This is a genomic window from Labrys sp. HAY1-8F, assembly GCF_056754975.1.
The window spans coordinates 806052-832500 of record NZ_JBPGWZ010000001.1 but is presented as its reverse complement, the minus strand read 5'-3'; the positions used below and the strand labels follow the sequence as shown (position 1 = coordinate 832500).

Below are 26449 nucleotides of genomic sequence, written 5' to 3'. Positions count from 1 at the left end.
GATACGTGGGCCCGGGGGCGTTGTCCCTCTGGCTGGCGTGTTTCTTGCCTTGCCTCCTTATCGACGAAGCCATCAGGAGACGATGCTCCATGCCAAAAGCAGCATCGTCTCCCAACCCGAGAAAGGCCACCATGGCGCTGAACCCAACGCTCGCACGGGTCACCGATCGGATCGTGGAGCGGTCCGCCGCCCTTCGCCGTCCCTATCTCGCGCGCATGGCGCGCGCCCGCGCCGCCGGCACCGTCCGCGCCCATCTGTCCTGCGGCAACCAGGCCCATGCCTATGCGGCCATGCCGGCGGGCGACAAGGCGACGCTGGTCAAGGGCGGCGCAGGCAATCTCGGCATCATCAGCGCCTATAACGACATGCTCTCGGCGCACCAGCCCTATGAAAGCTACCCCGACCTGATCCGCGCGGCGGCGCGTACGGCCGGCGGCACGGCTCAGATGGCCGGCGGTGTTCCGGCGATGTGCGACGGCGTCACCCAGGGCCAGGCCGGAATGGAGCTGTCGCTGTTCTCGCGCGATGCCATCGCCATGGCAGCCGGCATCGCGCTCAGCCACAACACCTTCGATTCGATCGTCTATCTCGGTGTCTGCGACAAGATCGTGCCGGGCCTCGTCATTGCGGCGGCCGCCTTTGGCCATATGCCGGCGATCTTCGTGCCGGCCGGGCCGATGGCGAGCGGCATCGCCAATGACGAGAAGTCCAAGGTGCGCCAGCTCTTCGCCACGGGCCAATGCGGGCGCGACAAGCTGATGCAAGCGGAGATGGCGGCCTATCACGGGCCGGGCACCTGCACTTTCTACGGCACGGCCAACACCAACCAGATGCTGATGGAATTCATGGGCCTGCATTTGCCGGGCTCGAGCTTCGTCAATCCCAACACGCCCCTGCGCGATGCGCTCACCGTGGAAGCCGCCAGGCGTGCCTTGTCGATCTCGGCCCTGGGCAACGACTACACGCCGGTCTGCGACGTGCTCGACGAGCGCGCCTTCGTCAACGGCATCGTCGGGCTCAACGCCACGGGCGGCTCCACCAATCTGCTCATTCACATGATCGCCATGGCGCGGGCGGCCGGGATAGTGCTCGACTGGCAGGACTTTGCCGATCTTTCGGACGTGACGCCCCTGATGGCACGCGTCTATCCGAACGGGCTCGCGGATGTGAACCATTTCCATGCCGCGGGCGGTCTCGGCTTCATGATCGGCGAACTGCTCGAAGCCGGGCTGCTGCATCCCGACACGCGCACCGTGGCCGGCGAGGGGCTGGCCCGCTACACCCACGAACCGAAGCTGATCGATGGCGCCCTGGTGTGGTCGGAGGGTACGAGCGCGTCGCTGAACCCCAAGGTGCTGCGGTCGGCCGGTGAACCATTCCAGCCGACAGGCGGCCTCAAGCGGCTCCGAGGCAATCTCGGCACCGGCGTGATGAAGGTTTCGGCCGTGGCACCGGAGCGCCATGTCGTCGAGGCGCCGGCACGCGTCTTCGCCGACCAGGAGGCGGTCAAGCAGGCCTTCCGCGCCGGCGAATTCACCGACGATACTGTGGTGGTGGTGCGCTTCCAGGGGCCGAAAGCCAATGGCATGCCGGAACTGCACAGCCTGACCCCGATGCTCTCCGTGCTGCAGGACAAGGGGCTGAAGGTTGCCCTCGTCACCGATGGCCGGATGTCGGGCGCTTCCGGCAAGGTGCCCGCGGCGATCCATGTCAGTCCCGAGGCGCTCGACGGAGGGCCGCTTGCCAGGCTCGAAGACGGTGACCTCGTGCGCGTCGATGCGGTTTCGGGCACGATCGACGTGCTGACGCCGGGAGCGCTCGAGCGGGCGAACGTCCAGCCGGATCTCGCCGACAACGAATTCGGGGTCGGGCGCGAGCTCTTCGGCTTGTTTCGCCGACAGGTCTCGGCGGCGGAAAACGGCGCCTCGCCCCTGTTTGGATGATCGGGGCGCCCATTCCAGCGTGCACCGGCATCGCGGGAGTGCATTCGGCTTATTCGGTTGAGTCGAAATCGTCCTCTCGCATGGCCAGCATCGCGGCCAGCGTGGCCAGGCCGCTATCGAGCTGGTCCATGGTCGGGCTGGCCAGCGCCAGCCGGACGGCGTTGGGCGCATGGCCTGGCGTCACGGCGAAGGTCGTGGAGGGAGACAGGGCAATGTCGCGCCTGGCCGCCGCCGCGACGAAGGTTTGCGAGCGCCAATGCGCCGGCAATGTCAGCCATAGATGGTAGCACTTTTCGTTGGTTTGAATCTCGAAGTCCGAAAGGCGCTCGGCGGCCAGCTTCTGGCGCGCGCGGGCATCCAGGCGTTTCAGCCTGGAGAGTTCGGCAGCGGTGCCATCGCCCATCAGTCGCTGCGCCGCCGCAAAGGCAAAGCCGGAGGCGGTCCATCCGCCCGAGCGCACCGAAGCCATGATGGTTTCACGCAAACGCTGCGGCGGCACGATGAAGCCCAAAGTCAGGCCCGGCGCGACCTTCTTGGACAGGGAGTCGATGACGACGCACCGTGCCGGCGCGAGAGCTGCGAGCGGCGGCTCGTCGTCGAGGAAGCCGTAGACATTGTCCTCGATGATCGGAAGGTCGAGCTTTTCGGCGACGTGCAGAAGGTCGGCCCGGCGCGCCGCGCTCATCGTCATGTTCAGCGGGTTTTGGACAGCCGGCTGGACGTAGAGCGCCGAAAGATGGGCCTCATGGTGCGCCTTTTGCACCGAGTCGGGACGCAGGCCACCCTCGTCCATCGCCAAGGGCACCAGCGTGATGCCGAGCCGCGCGGCAACGCCCTTGATGAAAGGGTAGGTCAAGGCCTCGACGCCGCAGCGCCCGCCGGTCGGAACGATGGCGGCAAGGGCGGCCGCCAGGCTCTGGCGGCCATTGCCGGTAAAGACGAGTTGCTCCGGGGTTGGCGACCAAGCGTCCCGCGAAAGGAAGGAGGAGGCTAGGGTTCGCAGCGCCGGCGTTCCGATACTGGTCGCCTGCCTCAGTGCAATGTCGAGGGCGGCGGGTTGTTCCAGGCCATCAAGACTTTTGGCAATGAGCGTAGTCTGATTGGGAAGCAAAGGGTAATTGAATTCGAGATCGATCCGAATGCCGCTCGGCTCGCTTGGCGCTGCCACGCCGCGCCTGGCATTGCCCGAAATGAAGGTGCCCCGGCCGGTTTCGCCGACCACAAGGCCGCGATGCAACAGCTCGGCGTAGACGCGGCTTGCCGTCGAGGCGGCAATCTTGCGCTCATAGGCAAAGTTGCGTTGAGGGGGCAGGCGATCGCCTGGGCTGAGCCTGCCGTCCGCTATGTCCGCGGCAATCTCGTCGGCCAGCTTCAGATATTCGGACTTTGACATTATTGCACCGAGAGCAATGTTATAATTGCACCGAGAAGCATATCGGATCATTCTATCTTCATCAACCGGATTGTACCGGGAATTGCGAAGATTTCTACGGTTCGGAACGGCCAGCTCGCCAAGGCTTGCGGCAACGGCGTCGCATTGCCCGAAGCAATTATTGGAGATCGGAAATGTCTGCTCCCCTGTCGACCATCACTCACCCCGCGATCGCGAAGAAGCCCGACGCATTGTATCGGCAACTCGCGGCACTTTACGATGGAATGCTGCGCTTTTTTGCCCGGCGTGCCGCCCTCGCGGACTTGCGCGAATACGATGATTTCGCCCTGCGCGACATCGGCCTCGCACGCGGCGATATCGAAGCGGCGGTCTATGGCCGTGCCGTCCCGCCCGACCGGACGAGGATGTCATGATCCCCGCTTGGGCAGAGGTGAGGCGGCACCGGCAGGAATGCCTGCGCGTGATGGAGGCGGTGCCATGGACCTGAGCGCTGCCACCATCCTGGTCGCCTTCGCGGGCGTGTTCCTGATCAGCTTCATGAGGGGCGCATTCGGTGGCGGCTTTGCCATTGTCGGCATCCCGCTGCTCTCGCTGGTCATGGATCCTGTCACCGCGGGCGGACTGCTTGCGCCTCTATTCATCGCAATGGATCTCTATGCATTGCGCTACTGGAAGCCCTCGACCTGGTCCAAGCCGGACCTCGTGCTACTGCTGCCGGGACTTGTGATCGGCATCGGCTTCGGCTTCCTGCTGTTCTGCGTACTCGACCATCGAGCCATTGCGGTCATGATGGCGGCCATTACCCTGGCCTTCGTCGGCCTCTGGCTCGTGCGGGGCGGGGAAATGACGCATCGTCCGCGCTCCAAGCCGAAGGCAGTCGCCGCCGGCCTCACGTCGGGCATCACCACCATGGTGGCGCATTCGGGGGGACCGCCGCTTGCGATGTATCTGCTGCCTCTTGGACTTGGGAAGGAGATCTACGCGGGAACGACAAGCCTGTTCTTCACCGTTGGCAATGCGACCAAACTGGTGCCGTGGCTGGTGCTGGTGCAGCCTGCGGGCACGACCTGGGCGTTGATGGCGATCTGCCTGCTCGCCATTCCCTTTGGTGTCTGGTCAGGCTGGCGGCTTCATGGCGTTCTGGATCAGCGCCAAGTCTATCGTGCCTGCTATGGCTTGCTGGTCGTGACGGCGCTGAAATTGCTGTGGGACGGCGCTTCCGGCTTCTTGGGGTGAGCCCGGACGCCCGGCATGCCCTCGAGGCGTGACGTGCCGGTGCCGATTCACTGGCTCGGTGAACCCTGATGGATATGGGTTCGATCGGACTTGGCGAGTCCGGTGTGCGTATTGGAATATTTTTGTTTCGCCATCCATAATCCTTCGCCAGGATCGGTCGCATTCGAGTGTGAGTGCGAGGATCAGATGTCGGATGCAGCAGAAAAGTCGACCGTATCCGAAACGCCGCCGCCCGCGCGCAGCCTGAGGTCGCGCTGGCTCTATCCGGCCTTGCGCGTCGGCTTCCTGCTGCTTGCTGCCTGGCTCGTCTGGTATGTCGCCGGCAACTGGAACCGCTGGACCGGTGCCGCCCGCCTCGCGGAGACCGACAATGCCTTCATCGTGGGCGACGTCACGCCCTTGTCGGCCCGCGTCTCCGGCTACATCAAGGAAGTCCCCATTCGCGACTACCAGGCGGTGGAGGCCGGCGATCTCATCGCCGAGATCGAACCGTCCGACTATCAGGCCCAGCTTGCATTGGCACAGGCCAATCTCGCCGCGGCCGAGGCCAGTCTCGCCAATGTCGCCAATCAGAAGAACGTGCAGAATGCCCTGATCCGGCAGGCAGGCGCCAATATCGACGCGGGCAGTGCTGATGTGCGGCGCTATCAACTCGAAAGTACGCGCCAGCGCGATCTGCTCAAGACCGGCACGGCCGGCACCCAGCAATCGGTCGAGCAGGCCGATGCCAATGCCCAGCGCGCTTTGGCCCAGAAGGCGCTCTATGAGGCCCAGCTCGACCAGCAGAAGGCCCTGCTTGCCGGCCTCGATGTCCAGGAGCAGCAGGTCAAAGCCCAGATCAAGGCCGCGGAGGCGCAGGTCACCCTCGCCACCAACAATCTTGGCTACACCAAGATCCGATCGCCGGCCAAAGGGCTCGTCGGCCAGCGCCAGGTTCGTCCGGGCCAGTTCGTCAATATCGGCACCCAGGTGATCGCGGTGGTGCCGTTGCCCAATATCTGGGTGGTGGCGAACTACAAGGAAACGCAGATGACCAATATACGCCTTGGTCAGCCGGCGCATGTCACCGTCGATGCCTTTCCCGATCTGGTCCTGGCAGGACGTGTCGAAGCCTGGTCGCCCGGCACCGGCAGCACCTTCGCCCTGCTGCCGCCCGACAACGCCACCGGCAATTTCACCAAGGTCGTGCAACGCATTCCGGTCAAGATCGCCCTCGACCCCAATCCGGCCCTGGGAACCTTGATCCGGCCGGGCATGTCTGTGGTTGCCACCGTCGATACCGGAGCCGATGACAAGGCAGGCACCGGCACGGCAGCGGCGCCATGACGGTGGCCGGCATGACGACGTCAGCCGCCCCCCTGACGGCGACCGGCGCGGCCCTCGAGCCGGCAGCGCATGCGCCGCCGCGCTTTCGTGCCGATACGCTGCGTCCCTATATCGGCATCCTCGGCGTGCTGCTCGGCTCCATCATGTCGACGCTCGGCAGCCGCGTCACCAGTTTCGGCCTCGCAGATCTGCGTGGCGGGCTTCATCTGGGCTTCGACGAAGGCGCCTGGATGACCACCACCTTCGCTGTCGGCCAGATGCTGGTCGGGGTTGCCTGCCCCTATCTCGGCGCCATTTTTGGGGTCCGGCGCATGCTGTTACTGGGTATCACGCTGCTCTTCGTCGCCAGCCTGCTCGCGCCTCTCTCCCCCAATCTCGGAGCCTTCCTGGCCGCCCAATTCCTGGCGGGGGTCGGCTCCGGAACGTTCATTCCACTCACCATCAGCTTCATCGCCCGCAGCCTGCCGCCACGCCTGATCATCTACGGCATCGCGGTCTACGCCATGAATTCGGAGCTCTCGCAGAATGTCGCGGCCTCGCTCGAAGGCTGGTATGCGGACAATCTCTCCTGGCGCTGGATCAGCTGGCAATATTGCGGCCTGCTGCCGCTGATGTTCACCTGCGTATGGTTCGGCATTCCACGCGAGGACGTTAAGACCGAACTCCTGCACCATTTCGACTGGCCGGGCCTGGTCTATGCCGGGGCCGGCTTCAGCCTGCTCTATGCTGGCCTCGACCAGGGTAACCGGCTCGACTGGACCAATAGCGGCCTGGTCAACGGCCTGCTGATCGCCGGCGGCCTGGTGACGGCGGCCTTCGTCGTGCGCGAGCTATGGGTCAGCCGCAGGCCCTTCCTCAATCTGCGGCTCTTGATGCAGCACCATCTCCTGCTGTTGCTGCTCCTATTGGCAGGCTTTCGCTTCATCATCCTGTCAACAGCCTACATCATTCCCAATTATCTGCAGTCGGTGCAGAATTTTCGGGAATTGCAGGTCGGCGCCGTGCTGCTGTGGATCGCCTTGCCTCAGCTCATCATCGTGGTGCCGCTCGGCTATGTCCTCAAGCGCTTCGACGGGAGGTGGGTGCTGGCCGCCGGCACCGCCCTGGTCGGTATTGCCTGCCTGATGGCGGCCCAGCTCACCAGCGCATGGGCCACCGACGATTTCCTGCAATCCCAGATCCTGCAGGCCCTCGGCCAGTCCTTCGCGCTCACGGCGCTGGTCGTCCTGGCGGTGCAGTCGATCAATCCGGCCGATGCGCTGACGATCGGTGCCCTGCTGCAGATCAGCCGCATGTTCGGCGGCGAAATCGGCACGGCCTTTATGCAAACTTTCGTGCGCGTGCGCGAACAGGTTCATTCGAATCTCATCGGCCTGCATGTCGACAGCCTCGCTGGCGCGACGGTCGATCGCCTGGCGGCCTATCGCAATGCCGTCAGCGCCCACACGGCGGATGTGGCGATCGCCAGCGCCCGGGCGACGAGCCTGTTGTCCTCGGCCATCGCCAAGCAGGCGGCGGTGCTCTCCTATATCGATGGCTTTCTGGCCGCCGCCGGCGGTGCCTTTGTCTGTCTCCTGCTGATCGCGTTGCTGCCCAGGCCCAATCGACTTCCTATCTAGATAGAAGTACGATTTATCCAGTTAATTCTGAGCTATACCTGATTATCTTAATCTATTTTCTTAGCAAGACTGCTGTAGCGATGCGCCTACCTTGAGGGAGACGAGACAAACGTCGTAGGGCGGGTTGGGATCTTCCCGCGCCCGACAGCGCGTCTCGTCTTCTTTCGCAATCAGAACCTCCAGACGAAATTGCCTTTGACGTTCTGGTCGACGGCCTTCTCGCCGAATTGTCCGCTATAGGACACGCCGAGGCTGGCCGAATGCGACAGCGCCACGCTCAGCCCGGCATCGACCGCCAGCGCATCGCGAGCGATTGGTGCACCATTGGCGAGGAAGCTCGAACCATTGGCCAAAGCGAGTGCCGCGGTTGGCCTGAGATCACCATAGGCATGCCGCCAGCCCAGGGTCGCCTGCGCGGTGGCGACGATGTCCCCGGTCAGGTCGAAGCTGGTCGCGGCCCGAGCGCCCAGGGTGGTGAAGCCGAGATTGCTGGTTTCGCCCCGGCCGGTCAAAGCCGCGTCGCCGCCGGTCTCCCGGAAGCCGTCGGTATGCAGGTTGAGATAGGCTGCGTTGACGAAGGGCTCTAAGCGCAAGGCTCCCCTGTCGATCCGATAGCCGAGCTCACCGAAGAGCTGCGCCGTACCGGCGTCATAGCTGGTGCCGAGCCGGTCGGCGTAGCTGGGCAGGATCACGCTGCGGTCGCTGTCGACGTCGTGCCATGTATAGGTGGCCCCTAGCCGTAAGGCGAGGGCGTTCCACTGCCGACCGGCATTGAGGCCGACATGGTAATTATCGGCCTTGCCTGAGGCGGAGCTGGCATCGGCATCGAAGCTCGAATGGCTGTAGCCGGCGAGGGCGCCCAGGCGCCAGTCCTGCAGGAACGAACCCTGGACCAGCGCATCGAAGCCGAGGAGGAAGCCGCCCGTGCTGTGATCGATGCGGACATCGTGACCGCCGCCGAAATGGCCCCAGGAACCAAACCCCTGTGCCCAGAAGCCGGAAGGGGCGGGCGAAGCGTCCGAGCCGAACGGCGTCGGGCCGTGGGGCGTCGCGGTTTCAGCATAGGACAGCAGGCCGGTGGCTGGGGCCGTGGGGGCGACGGCAGCCAGATCGGCGGTATAGAGACGATTCAGCACGGCATCGCGCAGCAGCCCGCTGTCCTGGATCAATACGCTCCGGGCCGAGGCATGGATGTCGCCGGACAGGGTCGAGAAGGCCTGACGGGCGCTGGCGACATCCGGAGCCTTGGCGACGGCTTCATAGAGAGAGCTGCCGCCTGCCAGCGTCTCGATGCTTTCGGCCACAGCGCGTTGGCTCTCGCTGGTGGCGACGGAGGCGAAGCTGGCGTCGTTGCGTGTCACCTTCAGATAGATGTTATTGGCGTTCTGCGACAGGCCGAGATCGACGAAGGGGGCGTTGTCGACCACCTTGGAGAACTGGCCGGTGATACCGCCATTGGCGCTCAGGATCTTGTAGGTCTGGCCGATCGAATAATTGCCGGAAGCGGGGATGACGGAAACCGTGCCGCCATTGATGGTGGCGGTGACGGTGGCGTGGATGAAATCGTTCTGGCCTGCGGCGTTGATGTTCACCTGGATGGTGCCGCCGTCATTGACGAAGTTGCGCACCGTCAGCGTCGTTGGCCCGCCGGTCTGAAAGGCGATCTTGCCGGCGTTCTTCATCGTGCCGCTGACGGTGGAATTGCCGCCTCCCGGGATCGCCCACAGGGCATCGGGAGAACTCAGCACGACGGTCGTGGCATTGCTTGCCGAGCCGATCCAGCGGGCAGAATCGGCTAAAGTCACATTGCCTCGCGAAGCGCCGTTCACAGCCAGATTACCGGTCCATGTCGTGATGCCACGCAGACTGGCCGACAGGGTATTTGCTCCATCCGCAGCAGGTGCCTCCACCTCCATGTTCCCAGAGAGCGTGGAATCGATTGCGGTGAGGCTGAGTCCACTGGGTAGATGGAAGATCCGGCCCGTACCGACATCGGCAAGCAGGCCCCCGGTGCCTTTGAAGGCCGTGACGTCTGAACCGATCAAGCGCACCATGGCTCGCCCACCATCTGCATAGATGGCGGCTCCGGCCGAGTTCATCGTAAGCTTGGTATTATCCAGAGCGAAGGTCGCATTCTCGGTCACTGCATTCGAGACATGGACGCCCCAGATCGCTCCCGCAGAATTGGCGCCATCCAGCTCGCTGTTGGAGACCTTGATAGTGCTCAAACTGCCTCCGGTCAGCAAGGAGGTACCACTGCCTTGGTTCGTATCGGCGTGGATCTTCAGACCGGTCGCCGTCAAAATTCCGTCGGCGCTCGCCGAAAAAACACCCTGGCCTGCTCCGGTCAGCGAAATGGTTCCTCCGCCCTTCAAATCGACCCGGCTGCCGTCGCCGCTGTGGGCGACGTAGAGCCAGGCACCGCTGGCATCGATCGGGCCATTCACGGTAATGGTGCTGTCGAACTGCGCAGAAAGACCATCCGACCAGGCACCATGGCCAACCAAGGTGGTTTGGCCGCTAAACGTCATGCGGCTGCTCCGGGAGGCTATCGCACCGTTGGCAACGTCCGCGACATCGAGGTTTAGGTTGGTTGCGTAGATCGTACCGCCCGGCGCGTCTGCCCAATTGGCCTGCAGCCCCGTCGAGCCCCCGCCGACGCGAACGATTCCCCCACCCTTGAGATTGATGGTGGTCTCGTTCTCCGCAAAAATACCGATGTCGTAATCGTCACCATTCAAGGCAGGTGGCACCGTCACGTCGATGGGCGTATCGGCGTTGCTGTAAAGCAGCGAGCCCTTGTCGATGGCATGAAAGCAGATCTCGTTCTTGCAGGTCGCCTGGGCCGGCGTAATGCGCACCGTCTGTCCACCGCTGGCTGTCGCCTGTGCATGCGCGGATTGGCACAGCATGACGGCGCCTGACGCCAACAGGAAACTCAGGAGCGACCGCTTGGGCAGGCGGGAGCGAACTCGAGCGTTTCCGGTCGACGTCATGGGGCCCCTCCTTTTCCACATAACCCGGTCGGTTCAGGTCTGTGCACCTGACTGAATGGGCCGCACGGTGCCTTTAGGCAAAGCCTGCCCCGCACCGGAATAATGAGAAAATATCTCAAAATTTCACAGAATATGAATCAAAATTATCGTGTTTTAATGATACTTTCAAGTGTATGATTTTTGAATGATCAATTATCATATAGGAATAAATTATCGTAGAATCATTGTTTATGAATAATATTCAAATTATAAATTGATACATCGGCATATAAAATCGAATTGTTTGCTGGATTTGAAAGTTTTTATTGATAGTGGCGCGATTATACCTATGCTCAGCCTTAAGTTGTGCGGGGGCGAGTCAAATACCTGAGGACTGAGGGACTCGGGAACATCCGGTTTTGCGGACAGGCAACGGAGCCACCAAAGCCATAGTGGCTCCAGCCGGGTGGTGAGATCGCCGTTCTATCCATCGCGTCGGAGCGCTGCGTGGATCAAGGCGCGGATGGCGTTGCTGAGGGAGGAGGCGGGATCCGACAGCGCCAGTGCGGAGGAAAAGTGATCCTCCTCACTCTGCACCAGCAATGAGGGCGGCGAATTACCGGCCTGGGTCCAGGCCGTGGCGAAGTCGCGTGACTGGCGCTGGAACTCACCGGTCTCGCGACCGCCATAGGCAACCAGAAGCTTCGCCTGCGGCATGGGCCGCGCCAGAAGCAAGGGGCTGTTGCGACGCACCATGCCCCAATCGAGCTGGAGCTGCGGCTGTATGAACGTATAGGGCAGGGGGCTGAGGTCGTAGAGGCCGCCCACCAGAATGCCGCCCTGAAGCATGTCTGCGGGCAGGTCATAGTCTTCGTGCCATTCAGCCAGCAGGCACATGGCGGCTAGATGCGCGCCGGCCGAGTGCCCGCCGACATGCAGATGGCGGGTATCCAGGCCGAGAGTGACACCGTTGCGATGGATCCAGGCGACGGCTGCCCGCGCCTGGCGGACGATCTCGCCGATGGAGACGCCTGGGCAGAGCGCGTAGTTCACATTGGCGACGGTTATGCCGTTGGCAGCCGCGCCGGCGGCGGCGAAGGCGAAATCTTCGCTCGAGAGCATGCGCCAATAGCCGCCATGGAAGAAGACCAGCACCGGAGCATTGGGAGCCTTGGCCAAATAGAGATCGAAATATTCGGCCCGCGTCGGGCCATAGGGGATGCGGCGGCGGGGCTGCAGGCTGGCGAGGGCCTCCAGGCTGGCGGCATCGAAGCGCCTGCGATAGGCCGAAAAATCGGGGACCGAAGCCTCGACATCATAGTCCCGATCGAGCTGGGCCTGGTCGAGGAAGTCGCGATAGAGCGGCACGGGCATGTTCGGTCCTCACTTGGCGATGGAAAGTGCGTGCACCCGGCTCGATCGGGCTTGTGCCAGACTTGGGAACAGCCGACGCGCGGAACCATGGTCGATCGCCTCCCGGATGCGGTCGTCCAGGCGTGGTGACTGTGCCAGCTGGCTGATCGAGAGCGCCGCCGCCGGCACCGTCCCGAAAGGCAGGTCCGATCCGAACAGGAGCTGCGAGGGCTCGACCAGGGACAGCAGGGCCGACAGAGCCTCCGGCGCGGTCGCAAAGGCGGTGTCGTAGTAGAAGCGGCTGAGATAGTGGCGGACGGGGTGGGCAAGCTCGAGGCCCGGAATGCGCTGGCCCATATCGAGGCGGAAGGACAGGAAAGGCAGCGTGCCCCCGCCATGGGCCAGGATGATCGGAATGTCGGGGTACCGGTCGAGCGTGCCGCTATAGATGAGGTGCGTTGCGGCTCGTGTCGTGTTGAACACGAACTCCAGGATCCAGGGGAAATAGGAGAGCGGTGCGTCATAGGCGGGCATTGCCGGATGGAGGAAGACCGGCAGCCGCCGGCGTGACAGCTCCGCGAAGAGAGGATCGAATTGCGCATCGCCGAGATAGGCCCCGCCATAGTTGGAGAGCAGGACGACCCCGGAAAGATTCAGCCGGTCGGCAGCATGGTTCAGTTCGGCAAGGGCATCCTCGACATCCGGCAAGGGCAGGACGGCGAGGGCACCGAAGCGGCCATGGGCCTGCCCGGCGATATCGGCCAGATATTCGTTGCACTCGCGGGCGAGTTCGCGCCGGAACCCGGGATCGCCGATCGAGGCACCGGGATCGGAAAAAGACAGCAGCGCAGCGGCAATGCCGAGCTCGTCCATCTGGCCGAGCGCGCTTTCCGGGCTCCATTGCAGGCTCGGCTCGTCGGGCGAGCGTCCGCCGAGCTTGGCGAGACCGGCATCGGCCAGCCTCCTCAGATACCAGCGCGGCAGCGGATGTTGATGGACATCGATGATCTGACCTGTGTCGCCCATTGAAATCTTGCTCCTTGCCGAGGCACTCTTTGCCCATGTTGGCTTGCTGGCCGGAACCTAGGGCTGGCGGGCTGCGCGCCACAGAGGGATAGTTCGCAACGGCGTGTCCGAATATTTGGACGATGGAGCAGGGCATTTTGCGATCTGGTGAAACCGCCGGGAATCGCGAAGATGCTCTAGCGAATCCGACGGATTGGCTTGGAAACGGGGAGTGAGAGCGGTTGCGTTCCGGCCCGAACGCCTCTGGCTCTCAGGATGCGGGGCGTGACGATGATCTATGAAGACATGGCGATATTCGCCGCCGTGGTCGAGACTGCCGGCTTTGCCGCCGCCTCCAGGCGTTTGCGCATGTCCAAGTCGACCGTCAGCCATCGCGTGGCGGAACTGGAGGCGCGTCTCGGCGCCCGGCTTCTACATCGCAATACAAGGACGGTTCGTCCCACGGATATCGGCCTGTCCTATTATGAGCGCTGCGTGCGCATCATCGCCGAAATCGAGGCGGCGGAAGCGGCGGTCCAGGACCAGCAGGGCCAGCCGACCGGCATCCTGCGCCTTTGCCTGCCCATCGAACTGGGCATGCACATCATCGGCCCCGCCATTGCGCGATTCCGGCGCGAGAACAGCCAGGTCGACATCGATGTCGAGGTGACCAGCCGGCATATCGACCTGATCGAGGAACGCTTCGATCTGGCTTTCCGGATCGGCACATTGGCCGATTCACGCTTGATCGCCCGCAAATTCCTGACAGTTCCCCGCGGGGCCTATGCGAGCCCCGACTATGTGGCCGCGCGCGGCATGCCCACCGTTCCGGCCGAACTTGCCGAGCAGGACTGCCTGCACTTCTATTCGCCCTATGTGCCGGCCGACTGGACCTTTTTGCGGGGTGAAGAGCAAGCCAGCGTTTCTCCCCATGTCGTCGTCCGCATGAACAATCTGACGATGCTGCGTGACATGGCGCTGGAGGGCCAGGGGATCGCCGTGCTGCCGCGCTATATGTGCGCCTCGGCCCTGCGCAAGGGAACGCTGGTGTCGGTTCTGCCCGATTGGCAGCCACCCGGCGCCGATGTCTATGCCCTCTATCCGAGCGGGCGGCATCTGCCGCTGAAGGTGCGCAGCTTTCTCAAATTCATCGAGCGCCAGTTGCGCGCCACGGCCAGGCAGATCGTAGAGATGGCCGATTTCTCGCTCGACATCGAGGACAGGATTCCCGCCGAAACCGGGAGCCGGCCCAAAACCGGCCCCGCAAAATTGGCCTGAGGCAGGGACGCCGCCGACTGGTCTCCGCCCATCCCGGCCTTTCGATTGCAGTGATTTCCTGGACGGTGCGTTCCTCCGATCCGCGCTAGTCCCACGATCGTGCTCGCTTCATCGTCGAGAGCAAGAAGGCACCTGCTTCGCCCTGCGGACCAGGGTGCCCACATAGCGTTTTGCGATTTGGCGGATCTCCAAGAATCGCAAGGACGTGCTTTGCTTGAGGGGAGGAAAACACGATGCCGATTTCCGAAACGCGGCCAAAGGCCTGGAGCGCGAGTGACCTAAGCGTACCGGCTGGAGCCGAGGCCTATCTGATGCTCGGCGGGCGCGTTCTGCTCGCCGTCATCTTCGTGGTGTCGGGTGTCCGCAAGATCGTCGAGTTCGACTTCTTCCTTGCCTATATGAAAGCCTTCGGCGTGCCGGCATCCTCCCAACTCCTGCCGCTGGCAGCGGCTTTCGAGATCATCGTCGGCATGGCCTTTGCCCTCGGAATAGCGACGCGCCTCTGTGCCGTCCTGCTATTCCTTGAAACCCTGCTGCTCAATTCGATCTTTCACAATTTCTGGACCTATCCGCTCGAGCAGCGCCTGGCCCAGCTCAATTTGTTCCTGTTCCACCTGGCGACGCTGGGCGGCTTTCTCTACGTGATCGCTCATGGCGGCGGACGTTTCAGCCTGAGCAGGCCGGATCAAACCCGGGACGTGGACCAAGCCGGGGCGGCCGTGAAATGACGGTTTCAGGCAATGACATACCGGCATCCGCTCCGGCCCGCATGGCAGGGACGTTTGGCAACCGATGGTGGGTGGTTCTCGCCGCGGGCCTGGGGGTCATCGTGGCCCAAGGGCCGGTCATCGTCTTCACCTTCGGTGTCTTCGTCGACCCCGTGGCCAGGACGCTCGGCTTCGAGCGCAGCACGCTGTCCTCGGCCCTGCTGGTGCTGACCTCGGCCGCCGCACTCGCGACGCCGGTGATCGGCTGGCTGATGGATCGCTACGGCATACGCCCCGTGATGATTCCGCTCATCGCCCTGTTCGCAGCCTCGACGGCTGCCCTGAGCCTGATGCAATCTTCTTTGGCGATGCTCTACGGGCTCTTCATCCTGCAGGGGATCTTCAGCGCCAGCCAGAATCCGACGGGCTATGTCAAGGCGATCGCGGCCAGATTCGACCGGGAACGCGGCCTTGCCATGGGAATCGCGATGGCGGGGGCAGGGCTGGGCGTGGCCCTGGTGCCGCTGTATGCCAGCCTGCTCATCGAAGCCTATGGCTGGCGGGCGGCCTATCTCGGCCTCGGCCTCCTGATCGTTGTCCTGGCCCTGCTGCCAGTCTGGCTGTTCCTGCATGAAGCCAGAGTTCGCCATGAAGCCACGGCGCTCGATCGCCGCGCCATGACGGAGGCCCGGCCGGGCGGCCTCACCCTGGCACAGGCGATGAAGCACTCGCCTCAGTTCTGGTTGCTTGCTGCTGCTCTCCTGCTTGCGATGACCTCGATCAACGGCGTCCTCGCCCAGTTGGTCGTGCTCCTGCGCGAGCGTGGCTTTGCGCCTGCCGCGGCGGCGACTGCGATGAGTGTCGCTGGGGGGACGATGATCCTGGGCCGGTTGATCGTCGGCTATTGTCTCGACCGCTTCTTCGGCCCCCATGTCGGCATGATCTTCTTTGCCTTGCCTGTGCTGGGTATCGGGGTGCTGCTCGCAGGAGGCAATAGCGGCTTTCTGCCCTATGTGGCAGCCGCCCTTTGCGGCCTCGGCATCGGCGCCGAAATCGACCTGATGGGCTTCCTGGTCAGCCGCTATTTCGGTCTTCGCGCCATGGCGGCGATCTATGCCGTCCTGTTCGCCCTCTTCACCGTCGGATCGGGCCTGGGGCCTCATATCATGAGCCTGTCCCGCGATCTCAGGCAGTCCTACGATCCGGCCTTGATCGGCTTTGCCGCCGCTCTCTCGCTCGCCATCGCCCTGTTGTCGCTGCTCGGCCCCTATCGCTTCCCGGCTGAACGCGAGGGCGGAGCGGGTCAATGATCCGATGTCGCCGTCCCTTCAGTCGATAGCGAAGGCGAGGGCGACGAAATCCTGGCCGGCATGGCTGAACTCGCCGACCGGCGTCATGCCGAGCTGGTCGATATGGGCCGAAAGGGAGCGGGGGTTGGCCTTGGCGACGAACGCCGTGCCGGCCTGGTAGCGCTGCCGGACCTCCGGCAGCATGGCGGCGAAAAGCCGGCGCAGGAGCCCCTTGCCGCGGGCCGATACATCGATGCAGACAGGCCCATAGGCAAAGCAGCGCCATGCCGACAGCGCTGTGCCGCGAAAGAGCCACTTGTCGAAATGGCCGCTCATGGTGCGATAGGGCGGCGGCAGGGCCGGCGAGGCACTGTCGTAGCAACACAGGCAGGCAAGGATCCGCCCCTCGGAAGCGGCGACGAACACGCCGATTTCCTCGGCCATGTCCTGCAACTGGGCCGGCGTGAACAGGGCGGAGATGAAGCCGTCCTGGCGCTCCTCGGTACTGAGCCGATCGACATGATAGCGGTTCAGGAGCTCGCTTGCAGGGCTGAAATCCTCCTGGCGCGCCTTGCGGCAGACGATTTCGGCTTCGGCGGCAAGGTGGTCCTGCATGGCGAAATCCCCGGTTGGACTGATCATCTCGATACAACGGATCGGCGGTCGAGATTGTCCAAATTTCTGGACAGGCCATTCCGGCGGCGAGGCTTCTGTCCCCGATCCGATGCCGATACCCAAGGCAGCAGATACATGTGATTGCAAGGGAGAACAGGATGTCCGCCACCAAGATCTTCGAAACGGGAGGCTATCGTTTCATACCGGCCGTTTTCCAGTATTCCAGCGGCGTTGCGGCTCTTGAGGGGTACGCCATCCGGCGCCATCGCCTTGCCAGGCCGGTTTCACTGGAGGAAGGGTTCGGGCTGATCGGGCGGACATTGCGGGAAGCGGGCCGTCCGCTGACGGCCTTCTGTGCCTGCGAATTGCGCTCGCCCGGCCAGTTCAGCGATGCCGGTTTCCGGGCCTTCAACCAGCATTATGTCGAGACGCTGCGCGCCTGGGGCCTGTTCGACGGGGAGACCAATCCGGTTGCACGTTCCAATGTCTGCCCGAAAGTCGAAGCGCCGCGGCAGACGGTCTTCCACGCCTTCTCCTATACGGTTCCCCAAAATACGATTCCACCGATCAGTCCGGCGCCGAGTTTCGTGATATCGGGCAGTGGGGAAGCCAGGGCCGTCGACGGACCCTATGCCGGGCGCATCATTCGTCTTGGCGACACCTCGCCGGATGCGATGCGCGAGAAGGCGGCCTTCGTGCTCGGCGAGATGGAACGACGGCTTGCGAGCTTCGACATGGCATGGGGCGATACCACGGCCACCCATGTCTATACACTCGGCGACATCCATCCCTTCCTCGAAACCGAGATTCTGCGGCGAGGGGCAGGACATGCGGGGATCGACTGGCACTTTTGCCGCCCCCCGGTCGAGGGCCTCGAATATGAGATGGATTGCCGTGCCGTCCATGACGAGCAGGTGCTTGCGGTCTGAAGCGGCTCCAGGACGTTGAACGGGCTGCTCTCAGTGCCCTGGCTCGATAGATGGTGATTTTGGCAGGATCGCCTCGACGCCAGCGGCAATCTCCAGCAATTGCCGGTCACTGCCATGCCTGCCGACGAGCATGAGGCCCGTCGGCAGGCTCGACCACGGCAAGGGCAAGGAAATGGCGGTCAGATCGAACAGATTGGCCATGACGGTGTTGCGCAGGACCTGCGCATTGGTGGCGAGATAGAGTGCGTCATCGCCGATCAGCGGCGCCAACAGCGGCGGTGTGATGGCGACCGTCGGCAGCATGAGGGCATCATGAGGCCGCAGCCGCTCATCCATGGCTGCGCAGAGCCTGATACGCTCGCGCAGGGCCCGGATATAGGCGGACGCCGTGACCTCGCTGCCCTGCCGCATGCGTCTGGCGACCCGGGGATCGATGTGGGTTTCGCCGTCCTGCAGCACCTGCCAGTGAATGGCAGCTGACTCGATCGCCGGGATCGATGCCGATGGGATGGCTTGTGCCAGTGCCGTCAGGAGATCGTCGATGGTGATATCGGTCACGACGGCGCCCCGATCGGACAGATGGCGCCTGGCCCGCTCGAAGGCATCGGCCACCTTGTCGTCGAGGCCGTCGAGCAGCCGGCCTGCCGGTATGCCTAGGCGCAGGCCGGCAATCTGCTGACGCGCAAGGCCCCGGGGCTCTTCGCCCGCCATGATTGCATCGGCATCCGCGCAGGACTGCACCGAGCGGGCGAGGGGCCCGATCGAGTCGAACGAGGGCGAGAAAGGCAGGACGCCGTCCCTGGGGTGACGCCCGGCCGTCGGCTTGAAGCCGACGATAGCGTTGAAGGCTGCCGGCACCCGGATGGAGCCGGCCGTGTCGCTGCCGATCGCGATCTCGCTGGTGCCTTCGCCGACCGAGACGCCTGCCCCCGAGGATGACCCGCCCGGAATGCGCTCCGCCGCCACCGCATTTGCCGGTGTGCCGTAATGCGGGTTGAGGCCGAGGCTGCTGAAGCCGAACTCGACCATGTTGGTCTTGCCGAGAATGACGGCGCCTGCCCGCCGCAAACGCCTCACGACAAGGGCGTCGGCCCGGGACGGCTGCCCACCGGCCAGGACCTGCGACCCGGCCAGCGTGACCTCGCCGGCGATATCGAAGAGATCCTTGATGGAGACCAGCGTGCCGTCGAGGGGTCCCAGCGTTAGCCCGGTGCGGCGGCGGGCGTCGGCCGCATCGGCCGCGGCTCGGGCCGCCTGATGATAGAGGCGGGTGAAGACATGCCGGCCACTGTCGCCACCGTCGATACGCCCGAGGACCATTTCCAGCCCGTCTCGGATCGTTTCCATGCCGCTGTCTCCCCTATCGATAGTGGCGCCAGCCTAGGCGGCTGCCCCAGCCCTCAATAGCCCCGTGAAGCAGGACAGACTGTCTCGTCGGGGCGAACGCTGTGTCCGCGCGGGGCAGCCTTCCGTGTCCATAAAGGCGAGGGCTAGATATCCACCGAGGCGACGGCTCGCCCACCATGGCTGAGCCCTGCTGCCAAGAACTGATCTGCATGAGCTGTTGTGAAGGAGTGGATATGAAGATTGCCCGTTTTCTGGGGGCGGATGGGCCCGAACTCGGCTTGGTCAAGGGAGACCGGCTGCACAGTCTGCCAAGGGCCGCCCAGGCTGCCGGACTGGCATGGTTGGCCCCGATGTTCCGCGACATTCGCTTGTTCCTGCTGGCCGATGAGCCGACGCGTGCAGCGCTGATCGGCCGGATTCTGTCCGCCGGCGATGCCGGCTCGGTTCCCCTGGCCCAGGCCAGGCTCCTGGCGCCCATCGAGACGGGGTCGAAGATCCTCGCCCATGTCGTGAATTATCCCGGCCATGATGCGGAAGCGCGGGTGAAGATGCCCGAAAAGCCGTTCTTCTTCGTCAAGACCCCGTCATCGGTCGCCAATCCCGGCGATCCGATCTTCGCACATCCGGTATCGGCCAAGCTCGATCACGAGGTGGAGGTCGCCATCGTCATCGGACGCGCCGGTCGGGACATCCCGGCGGAGCGCGCGCTGGACCATGTCGCGGGATATACGGTCGCCAATGATGTGAGCTATCGCGACCTCCAGATGAACGAGGATTTCCCGGCCCTCAATCAGAGCTACGGCAAGAACTGGACGCAGGCCAAGGGCCTCGACAATGCCTGCCCGCTCGGGCCGGTGCTGACGTTGGCCGACGAACTCGCAGAGCCTTATCCGCTGGCGATGACCTGCCGGGTCAATGGCGAGATCCGCCAGAAGGCATCCACTGCGGAGATGGTCTGGAAGGTGCCGCAGCTCATTGCCGAGGTCTCCCGAGGAATGACGCTGCTGCCGGGCGACGTGATTCTGACGGGGACATGCGCCGGTGGTGGCCTTGCCGATGGCCGTTTCCTCAAGCCGGGCGACGAGGTCGTCTGCGAGATCGAGGGGCTTGGCGTCCTCATCAACAAGGTTCGCGCGGCGGCCTGATCCGCGGTTCCGCATAAGTGCGCAGCTACTATCACGAGAGGAGATGGAGATGGCCAGAACAAGAGTGGTCCGCCATGGCGACGGCGCTGTGGTCGCGCCCTGGCGGGTCAAGTCGTCGGGCGATTTGAGCGATGGACGCTTCGACCTGATGGTAGGGGAGGTGTCCTATCGCAGCGGCCCGCCTTTGCATCGGCACGAGGACCAGGAGGACACCTTCTATGTGCTCGAAGGCATCCTCACGGTCCAGGGCGATGAGGAGATCTTCGAGGCCGGCCCCGGCGACTTCGTGACCTTTCCGCCCGGCGTCGCCCACACCTTCGACAATCTCAAGCCGGACCAGCCGCCAGTCAAGGTGATGAACATCATGACGCCGGGCGGCTATGACCGTGCCATCGCGGCTTTCAACGAGTTGGGTCCCGAAATTGTCGATTTGGCCAAGGCGCAGGCCGTCGGCAAACGCTTCAAGGTCGAGATCGTCGGCCCGCCTATCCATGAGAAACTGGGCTGATCGGACCAAGCAGATTCCTCTCGATCGAGAGGGATCTGCGGGATGTCCATCATTTGCGGTATTTGCTGGCCGGACGCTTGTTTGTCCTAGCTCCTTGTTTCGACGTGTCTCGGCGATTCCTGGCGTTCGCGTACCAGGAAAGCCACCAGAAGCGCCCCCATTGTCGCGATGCCACCGGCCAGGACGAAGGCGCTGGTAAAGCTGCCGCTTTTCTCGACGAAGAAACCGGTGACGATCGGGGCCACAATTCCCGCCAGATTGGCGATGAGATGCACGAAGCCCGCCACGCCGCCGATACGCCGAGGTTCGACGATGGCGAGGATGATCGACCAGTAGGTCGAGCCGCTCAGATACATGAAGAACACCGAGACGGCCATCAGACCCACTGCGACCTCCACGGTCGAGGCCGTGCCGGCCAGGGCTACCATCGCGGCTGCCACCAGGAGACTGACGACCATGACGAGTTTGCGGGCCGCCAACTGGTTGCCCAAGCGCTGCCCGAGACGATCGCAGACGAAACCGCCCGAAGCCAGGCCGAGAAAGCCCAGGCTCCAGGGTATGACGCTCACCACCGCCATGTCCTTGATGCTCAGATGCTGGGCCATGGTCAGATAGCTGGGAAACCAGGTCAGGAAGAAATAGAGGATGTAGGAATAGCCGAAGAAGGCGATGGCAGTCGACAATACGGCCGGCTGGCTGAGATAGAAGGCAAGGGACTGGCGGGCCTGGCCCCCGGCGGGTTCCTGGTCCTTTTCGATCTCGCGCCGCTCGGCTTCACTGACGCGCCGGTGCTGCGCCGGACGATCGGTCGCGCTGAGGGCCCAGAGCAGGACCCAGGCAAGGCCGATCGCCGCGATCACCACGAACGAGATTCGCCAGCCGAAGGTGATCGCCACGAACCCGACGATCGGCCCGGCGATGGCGCCACCCAGCGGTGTGCCAGCATTGGCGATGCCAATGGCGCTGGCCTGCTCGGCGCGAGGGAACCAATTGCTGACGAATTTCGCCATCGTCGTGTTGAACGGCCCTTCTCCCATGCCGAAGACGATGCGCAGGATCAGCAGGCTGCCGACACTGTAAGCCAGGGATGTCAGGCCACAAAAGATCGACCACAGCGTCATCGCTACGATCAGGACTAGCCGCGGGCCATAACGATCGGCCGCGGCGCCGCCGATGAAGCAGAAGATCGTATAGCCGAAAAAGAAGCTGCTGAAGACCACGCCGAGTTGGGCTGGATCGAGCCCGAGGTCGGTGGTGATGAGTGGTGCTGCGACGGAGAGCGCCGCGCGGTCGAGATAGTTGATTACCCCGGCAAGAAACAGCAAGCTGGCCAACTGCCAGCGCACATTGCGCAGCATCGCGCTTTTCCTCCAAACTGTCGATTATTCTTGAATCAGGCCTGCAGCATCGTTTTTGCCGAAAACTGGCGTCCACTTTTCGGCACGATGTTTTAGGCGAGGGAGCCGCGCTCGATCATTGCGTCGATTTCCTCCGCCGAGAATCCGGCCTGCGCCAGCACTTCGCGGGAGTGCTCGCCGACCAGCGGCGCGTGCCGTTCGATCGTTGCGGGCGTCTCGCTCATCGACACCGCCGGTGCCACGACCTTGACCCGCCCGGCGGTTGGATGGTCGTAGTGGCTCAGGGCACCGAGATGGTGGACTTGCGGGTCGTCGGTGACTTGCAAATGTGTCTTGACCTCGCCGCACCAGATGTCGACGGCGAGCATCGCTTCCATCAGCTCCGCTGTCGTCCGCAGCTTTGTCAGGGCCGCCAGCTTTTCCCAGATCTCGTCGCGCTTTTCGAACAGCAGCTTGGGATCGTCATAGTCGAGCAGGGAAGCATCGCCCAAAACGTCCACGAGCCTGCGATAGGGGCTCATGGCGATGGTGATCCAGCCGTCGCTGGTGGGATAGACGCCGAAGGGTGCGTCCATGCCGGGATGGCCGATGCCCGAGCGCGGGCGCTGGAAATCCTGACCGAAATTCATGGCCATCAGCATCTCCTGACCTTGATGGGCCAGCATTGCCGACATCAAGTTGACCTTGATTTCCTGGCCCTTACCCGATCGTTCGCGCCAGAGTAGTGCGGTCAGGATGCCGTAGACCATGTTCATGGCGCCGACCTGGTCGGAAAATCCCGAGCCGACGGGCACGGGCGGACCGTCGCCTCGGCCGGTGGCGGCGGCGATGCCAGTGAGGCCTTGCAGCAGCATGTCCTGGCCCGGACGGCTCAGATAGGGGCCGCTCTCCCCATAGCCCGAGCCGGAGCAGTAGATGATCCGCGGGTTGATCTTGCGGAAATCCTCATAGCCGAAACCAAGGCGTGCCAGCACGCCTGGGCGGAAGTTCTGCACGACTACGTCTGCCGTCTCGGCCAGCTTGTACAGGACGGTCTTGGCATCCGCCGATTTCAGGTCCAGGGCGATCGAGCGCTTGTTTCGGTTCCAGGCCAGGTAATTCGGGCTCTCGGTTCCGCCGACCCAGCGATTGTTGAAAGTCAGGGTGCGGAAGAGGTCGCCCTGGCCCGGGCGCTCGACCTTGATGACGTTGGCGCCCATATCGGCGAGGAGCTGGGTCGCGAACGGCCCCTGCAGCAAATGGCTGAGGTCGAGGATGGTGATATGATCTAGAGCCTTGTCGGCCATGAGGTCTCTCCGCAATGTCAGAATTTGGGGCCGCGCGCCGCCGCCCGCGCCTCGTGCCAGGCATCATGCAAGGTCGCGGTGAGCTGAGACGGGGTGATTTCGCCCTGCAGGGCGGATCGGACGTTGGCGGAGGCCTGGGTCTGGAAGGCGATGTAGCCATCGAATCTCGGCCGTATCATCGCGTGCTCGATGGTCGGCAGTGTTGCTCGGTAGAAGTTGCCACTGGCCTGATTGACGGCCCGGTCTTCCCAGGCGGTTCGGCTGGCCGGCTGGCCGCCATGGCGTGGGATGAAGTCGCGCTGTGACTCTGATGACATCAGCCAGGCGAGGTGCTCGAGTAGTGCCTGGTCGGGCCGGGCGCGCCGGGTAATGGCGATGCCGGTGCCGCCGAGCACGCTGCCGGGCCGCCCGGTAGACCCGGCGGGCGCGTTGGTGAAGCTCACGGGCCTGTGGCCGGGCTGATCGGCACGGGCATAGCCGACATAGCCATAGATTAACGGCACGAGAGCGAGATCGTCGGTCCAGCTCATCGCCTCCAGAAGTTCGATCGGATTGAGCGCACGCGTCCAGGCGGGGGTGCGTCGATGAAGGTCGGCCAGGATGGAAAGCGCGCCCTCGATCGTGGAGGGCGACAGAAAAGGCTCATCATCGCCGAGCGGTTCCCCCAGCCCGGCCGCGATCGAAAGCAGGCAGAGAAATGCATGCGGGCCGGCGGTGGACAGGGCCACGGGGCTGTCGGCTGCCAGTGCCGAAACCTCGGGCCAGTTTTGCGGTGACGGCCCCTCTAAAAGATCGGGACGCGAGGCCATGACCTGCGTCGCGATGTCGATGGGCAGGGCCCAATGGCGCCCGGCCCAGGCATAGCTCGCCATGGCATGTCCTGCCGATTGCTGCGCCCAACTGGCGATCAACTCGGGTTGGAAGAACGCCTCGAGTGGCGCAAGGCAATCGAGAGCCACGGCTTCGCCGATATGGGGATGATCCAGCACCAGAAGATCGTAGCGGGCAGCAAGTTCGCCGATCGGATGGGATTCGAAACCCTCCAGCGGCTGGCGATCCCAACGCAGCCCGGCTTCGCTGTCACGGCCGGCCGCCGCGTCGAGCGGTCCATAGCCGCGAGGGTGGTCCCAGGTCAGGCCGACATGCCGGGTTTCCTGTATCGCATGCATCGTCATCGTCCCAAGAACAGCGGGTCGCGCTTTTCCAGGAAGGCGTCGATACCCTCCTGTCCGTCCTGTGTGCCATAAAGGCGAAAAAGCACCTCCTGCTCAAAGCTCTGCGCCACCGGCAGCGGGGCATCGAAACCCTGGCGGATCAATCGCTTCATCTCGGCCTGGGCCAGGGGAGCAATCTTCAGCATGGCGCGGGCGCGGGCGAGTACCCGTTCGTCCAGCGCCTCGTCGAGGCAGCATTCCGCGGCAAGGCCGAGTTGGAAGGCGCGCTCGCCGCTCAGGCGCCATCCAGCCAGCATTACCTCGGAGGCAATGGAGCGCCCGACGGCACGCGTGAGCCTCTGCGTGCCGCCGCCGCCCGGTGACAGCCCGAGTCGGCCCTCGGGCAGGCCGAGTTGGGCGCTGGTGCCGCACAACAGGATGTCGCAGCACAGCGCAATCTCGAAACCTCCACCCAAGACATAGCCGCGGATGGCAGCGATGACCGGTTTGGGTAATGCCTCGAGCTTGTCGAAGATCCGGCGGCTCTCGAATTGATAGGCCACAAATGCAGCGTGCTGACCGCCTTGGTATTCGGCAATGTCGGCCCCCGCCACGAAGGCCTTACCGCCGACGCCCTCAAGGACGACCACCCGGACGCTGGGGTCGGCCGCGATCTGATCCAGATGGCCTTCCAGACACCGCAGCATCGGTGTCGACAATGCATTCATCTTTTCCGGCCGGTTGAAGCGGAGCCGGACGACTCCTGCCAACAGCTCGTCTCGAAGGATTGGCTCTTCTTGGCTCATGCGTTTCCTCGTTTCGCGGCGATAACCTGCGCCTGTCCCGACCTTCTCGGCGAAGAGGGGGCAGTCGTTTTGTTTTTACTAATACAAAGTATTTGCATATATGAAATTGCGTGACAAGAGCTTTCCGATGCACAAGGTGGATGGCGATGTGGGCGTGCCCGGAGGGAGAGCGAGATTGGCAAAGGCGGTGAAGGCAACAGGCGGCCCGACCGAAGCGGAGGCCGAGCCCTATCGGGCGCCAGCGGCCGAGAAAACGCTCGATATCCTGGAATACATGGCGGCTACCCAAATACCCCTGACGCAGAGCCAGATTGCAGCAGGAGTGGGGCGGTCGATTCATGAGGTCTATCGCATTATCCAGCTCATGGAGCGGCGGCGCTATCTGGAGCGGGATCCCAAGAGCGACCGCTATTCCCTGACCCTGCACCTGTTCTCGCTGGCGCATTCCACCCCGCGCATTCGCACGCTGAGCGAGGCGGCGATCGGACCGATGCGACGGCTCGCCGATACGATCCAGCAAAGTTGCCATCTGGCGGTGCTGACCGGCGTGGAAGTGACCATTGTCTGCCAGGTCGATTCACCTTTGAGCATGCGATACTCGGTCTCGGTGGGCGCTCGCTTTCCGGCGCACCAGACCAGTTCGGGTCTGGTTTTGCTGGCGGGCTTGCCCGAGGAGCAGCGCCGCCGCGTCCTGATTGGCGTGGAGCGCCATCTGGCCGAGGGCGAGTCGATGCAGGCCGTGAAGAGCCATCTGTCGACCGTGCAGGACCAAGGCCACGATGTGCGCCCCTCGCTGGTGGTGTCGGGCGTTACGAATGTCTCTTTCCCGATCTTCGACATGCACGCGCAGACAATTGCCGTGCTGACCGTCCCGTTCCTGCCGATGAAGACCGTCGCAACCTCGTTGGAGGAAGCGACACGGGCCACAGCCGAGGCTGCCGACGAAATCTCTCTCGTCCTCGGCCATCGCAAGGCGATTGCGGACTGAGGCGACGTCGTCGAGGTGGGGGACAACATCTGGCCAGGCTCATCCGAGCGCACGGCATCGTTTGCCTGAGATCGAGGCCTCCCTAGGGGCGTGCCGGAATGCGATTACGTGAAAATGTGCGCAGGCTTGCGATGACTTTTCCGCAAACGCCCTTAAATGGAACAGGCATCCTATTCCCGGTGCGGGGCA

Annotated in this window: 22 protein-coding genes; 12 read left to right on the top strand and 10 right to left on the bottom strand. The window is 63.6% G+C overall.

Annotation, left to right across the window (positions count from 1 at the left end):
- Window positions 1-131: 131 nt before the first annotated feature.
- The gene (gene edd, locus ACR9ZN_RS03815) at window positions 132-1943 is read left to right on the top strand and encodes a phosphogluconate dehydratase (RefSeq protein ID WP_481271949.1); all 1812 of its coding nucleotides are present in this window, start codon (window positions 132-134) and stop codon (window positions 1941-1943) included.
- Between the two features lie 49 nt (window positions 1944-1992).
- Here the strand turns inward: edd and ACR9ZN_RS03810 are convergent, their stop codons facing one another.
- A complete protein-coding gene (locus ACR9ZN_RS03810) occupies window positions 1993-3336 on the bottom strand; it encodes an aminotransferase-like domain-containing protein (protein WP_481271411.1) in 1344 nt (447 codons plus the stop codon).
- 173 nt (window positions 3337-3509) lie between these two features.
- Here ACR9ZN_RS03810 and ACR9ZN_RS03805 point away from each other — a divergent pair, with 173 nt between their 5' ends.
- The 4 genes from ACR9ZN_RS03805 to ACR9ZN_RS03790 all read left to right on the top strand — a co-directional run bounded on the left by ACR9ZN_RS03805 (window position 3510) and on the right by ACR9ZN_RS03790 (window position 7517).
- A complete protein-coding gene (locus tag ACR9ZN_RS03805; RefSeq protein WP_481271410.1) occupies window positions 3510-3749 on the top strand; it encodes a DUF1127 domain-containing protein in 240 nt (79 codons plus the stop codon).
- A gap of 64 nt (window positions 3750-3813) precedes the next feature.
- The gene (locus ACR9ZN_RS03800; protein ID WP_481271409.1) at window positions 3814-4572 is read left to right on the top strand and encodes a sulfite exporter TauE/SafE family protein; all 759 of its coding nucleotides are present in this window, start codon (window positions 3814-3816) and stop codon (window positions 4570-4572) included.
- A gap of 186 nt (window positions 4573-4758) precedes the next feature.
- Entirely contained in the window at window positions 4759-5898 is a 1140-nt protein-coding gene (locus ACR9ZN_RS03795; RefSeq protein WP_481271408.1) for an HlyD family secretion protein, read from the top strand.
- 11 nt (window positions 5899-5909) lie between these two features.
- On the top strand, window positions 5910-7517 hold the full coding sequence (locus ACR9ZN_RS03790; protein WP_441770636.1) for an MFS transporter: 1608 nt from the start codon (window positions 5910-5912) through the stop codon (window positions 7515-7517).
- Window positions 7518-7687: 170 nt separating this feature from the next.
- Here the strand turns inward: ACR9ZN_RS03790 and ACR9ZN_RS03785 are convergent, their stop codons facing one another.
- The 3 genes from ACR9ZN_RS03785 to ACR9ZN_RS03775 all read right to left on the bottom strand — a co-directional run bounded on the left by ACR9ZN_RS03785 (window position 7688) and on the right by ACR9ZN_RS03775 (window position 12871).
- Entirely contained in the window at window positions 7688-10513 is a 2826-nt protein-coding gene (locus ACR9ZN_RS03785; RefSeq protein WP_481271407.1) for an autotransporter outer membrane beta-barrel domain-containing protein, read from the bottom strand.
- A gap of 462 nt (window positions 10514-10975) precedes the next feature.
- Window positions 10976-11866 carry an alpha/beta hydrolase gene (locus ACR9ZN_RS03780; RefSeq protein WP_481271406.1) on the bottom strand — a complete coding sequence of 297 codons (891 nt, stop codon included), beginning with the start codon at window positions 11864-11866 and terminating at the stop codon, window positions 10976-10978.
- A 9-nt stretch (window positions 11867-11875) separates the two neighbouring features.
- Window positions 11876-12871, bottom strand: coding sequence for an amidohydrolase family protein (locus tag ACR9ZN_RS03775; RefSeq protein ID WP_481271405.1), 996 nt, complete (start codon window positions 12869-12871; stop codon window positions 11876-11878).
- Window positions 12872-13141: 270 nt separating this feature from the next.
- On the opposite strand from ACR9ZN_RS03775, the gene ACR9ZN_RS03770 reads away from it, so the two are divergent.
- From ACR9ZN_RS03770 to ACR9ZN_RS03760, 3 genes are all read left to right on the top strand, one after another.
- Window positions 13142-14128, top strand: a complete 987-nt coding sequence (locus ACR9ZN_RS03770; RefSeq protein ID WP_441770827.1) for a LysR family transcriptional regulator — start codon at window positions 13142-13144, stop codon at window positions 14126-14128.
- A gap of 233 nt (window positions 14129-14361) precedes the next feature.
- Window positions 14362-14856 carry a DoxX family protein gene (locus ACR9ZN_RS03765; RefSeq protein WP_454817746.1) on the top strand — a complete coding sequence of 165 codons (495 nt, stop codon included), beginning with the start codon at window positions 14362-14364 and terminating at the stop codon, window positions 14854-14856.
- Window positions 14853-16145 carry an MFS transporter gene (locus ACR9ZN_RS03760; protein WP_481271404.1) on the top strand — a complete coding sequence of 431 codons (1293 nt, stop codon included), beginning with the start codon at window positions 14853-14855 and terminating at the stop codon, window positions 16143-16145. Before ACR9ZN_RS03765 ends, ACR9ZN_RS03760 begins: the two co-directional genes overlap by 4 nt.
- Window positions 16146-16163: 18 nt before the next feature.
- On the opposite strand, the gene ACR9ZN_RS03755 is transcribed toward ACR9ZN_RS03760, so the two are convergent.
- Complete coding sequence (locus ACR9ZN_RS03755) at window positions 16164-16739, bottom strand: N-acetyltransferase family protein (protein WP_481271403.1); 576 nt, start codon at window positions 16737-16739, stop codon at window positions 16164-16166.
- Between the two features lie 158 nt (window positions 16740-16897).
- Between ACR9ZN_RS03755 and cnbZ the strand changes: the two genes are divergently transcribed.
- Complete coding sequence (cnbZ, locus tag ACR9ZN_RS03750; RefSeq protein WP_481271402.1) at window positions 16898-17668, top strand: 2-amino-5-chloromuconate deaminase CnbZ; 771 nt, start codon at window positions 16898-16900, stop codon at window positions 17666-17668.
- Window positions 17669-17698: 30 nt separating this feature from the next.
- Here cnbZ and ACR9ZN_RS03745 read toward each other — a convergent pair whose 3' ends face one another.
- Window positions 17699-19015 carry an amidase gene (locus ACR9ZN_RS03745; RefSeq protein ID WP_481271401.1) on the bottom strand — a complete coding sequence of 439 codons (1317 nt, stop codon included), beginning with the start codon at window positions 19013-19015 and terminating at the stop codon, window positions 17699-17701.
- 233 nt (window positions 19016-19248) lie between these two features.
- On the opposite strand from ACR9ZN_RS03745, the gene ACR9ZN_RS03740 reads away from it, so the two are divergent.
- Both ACR9ZN_RS03740 and ACR9ZN_RS03735 read left to right on the top strand, forming a co-directional pair.
- Window positions 19249-20160, top strand: a complete 912-nt coding sequence (locus ACR9ZN_RS03740) for a fumarylacetoacetate hydrolase family protein (RefSeq protein ID WP_481271400.1) — start codon at window positions 19249-19251, stop codon at window positions 20158-20160.
- A gap of 49 nt (window positions 20161-20209) precedes the next feature.
- Window positions 20210-20668, top strand: coding sequence for a cupin domain-containing protein (locus ACR9ZN_RS03735; RefSeq protein ID WP_441770646.1), 459 nt, complete (start codon window positions 20210-20212; stop codon window positions 20666-20668).
- Between the two features lie 86 nt (window positions 20669-20754).
- Here ACR9ZN_RS03735 and ACR9ZN_RS03730 read toward each other — a convergent pair whose 3' ends face one another.
- The 4 genes from ACR9ZN_RS03730 to ACR9ZN_RS03715 form a co-directional block, all read right to left on the bottom strand.
- Window positions 20755-22026 (bottom strand): MFS transporter, encoded by a 1272-nt coding sequence (locus ACR9ZN_RS03730; RefSeq protein ID WP_454817758.1) that lies wholly within the window; start codon window positions 22024-22026, stop codon window positions 20755-20757.
- Window positions 22027-22118: 92 nt separating this feature from the next.
- A complete protein-coding gene (locus tag ACR9ZN_RS03725; protein WP_454817760.1) occupies window positions 22119-23312 on the bottom strand; it encodes a CaiB/BaiF CoA transferase family protein in 1194 nt (397 codons plus the stop codon).
- Window positions 23313-23329: 17 nt separating this feature from the next.
- Window positions 23330-24481, bottom strand: coding sequence for an extracellular solute-binding protein (locus ACR9ZN_RS03720; protein ID WP_481271399.1), 1152 nt, complete (start codon window positions 24479-24481; stop codon window positions 23330-23332).
- 2 nt (window positions 24482-24483) lie between these two features.
- Window positions 24484-25236: an enoyl-CoA hydratase/isomerase family protein gene (locus tag ACR9ZN_RS03715; protein WP_481271398.1), complete on the bottom strand. Its 753-nt coding sequence runs from the start codon at window positions 25234-25236 to the stop codon at window positions 24484-24486.
- Window positions 25237-25372: 136 nt separating this feature from the next.
- Between ACR9ZN_RS03715 and ACR9ZN_RS03710 the strand changes: the two genes are divergently transcribed.
- Complete coding sequence (locus ACR9ZN_RS03710; RefSeq protein WP_454817766.1) at window positions 25373-26260, top strand: IclR family transcriptional regulator; 888 nt, start codon at window positions 25373-25375, stop codon at window positions 26258-26260.
- Window positions 26261-26449 lie beyond the last annotated feature (189 nt).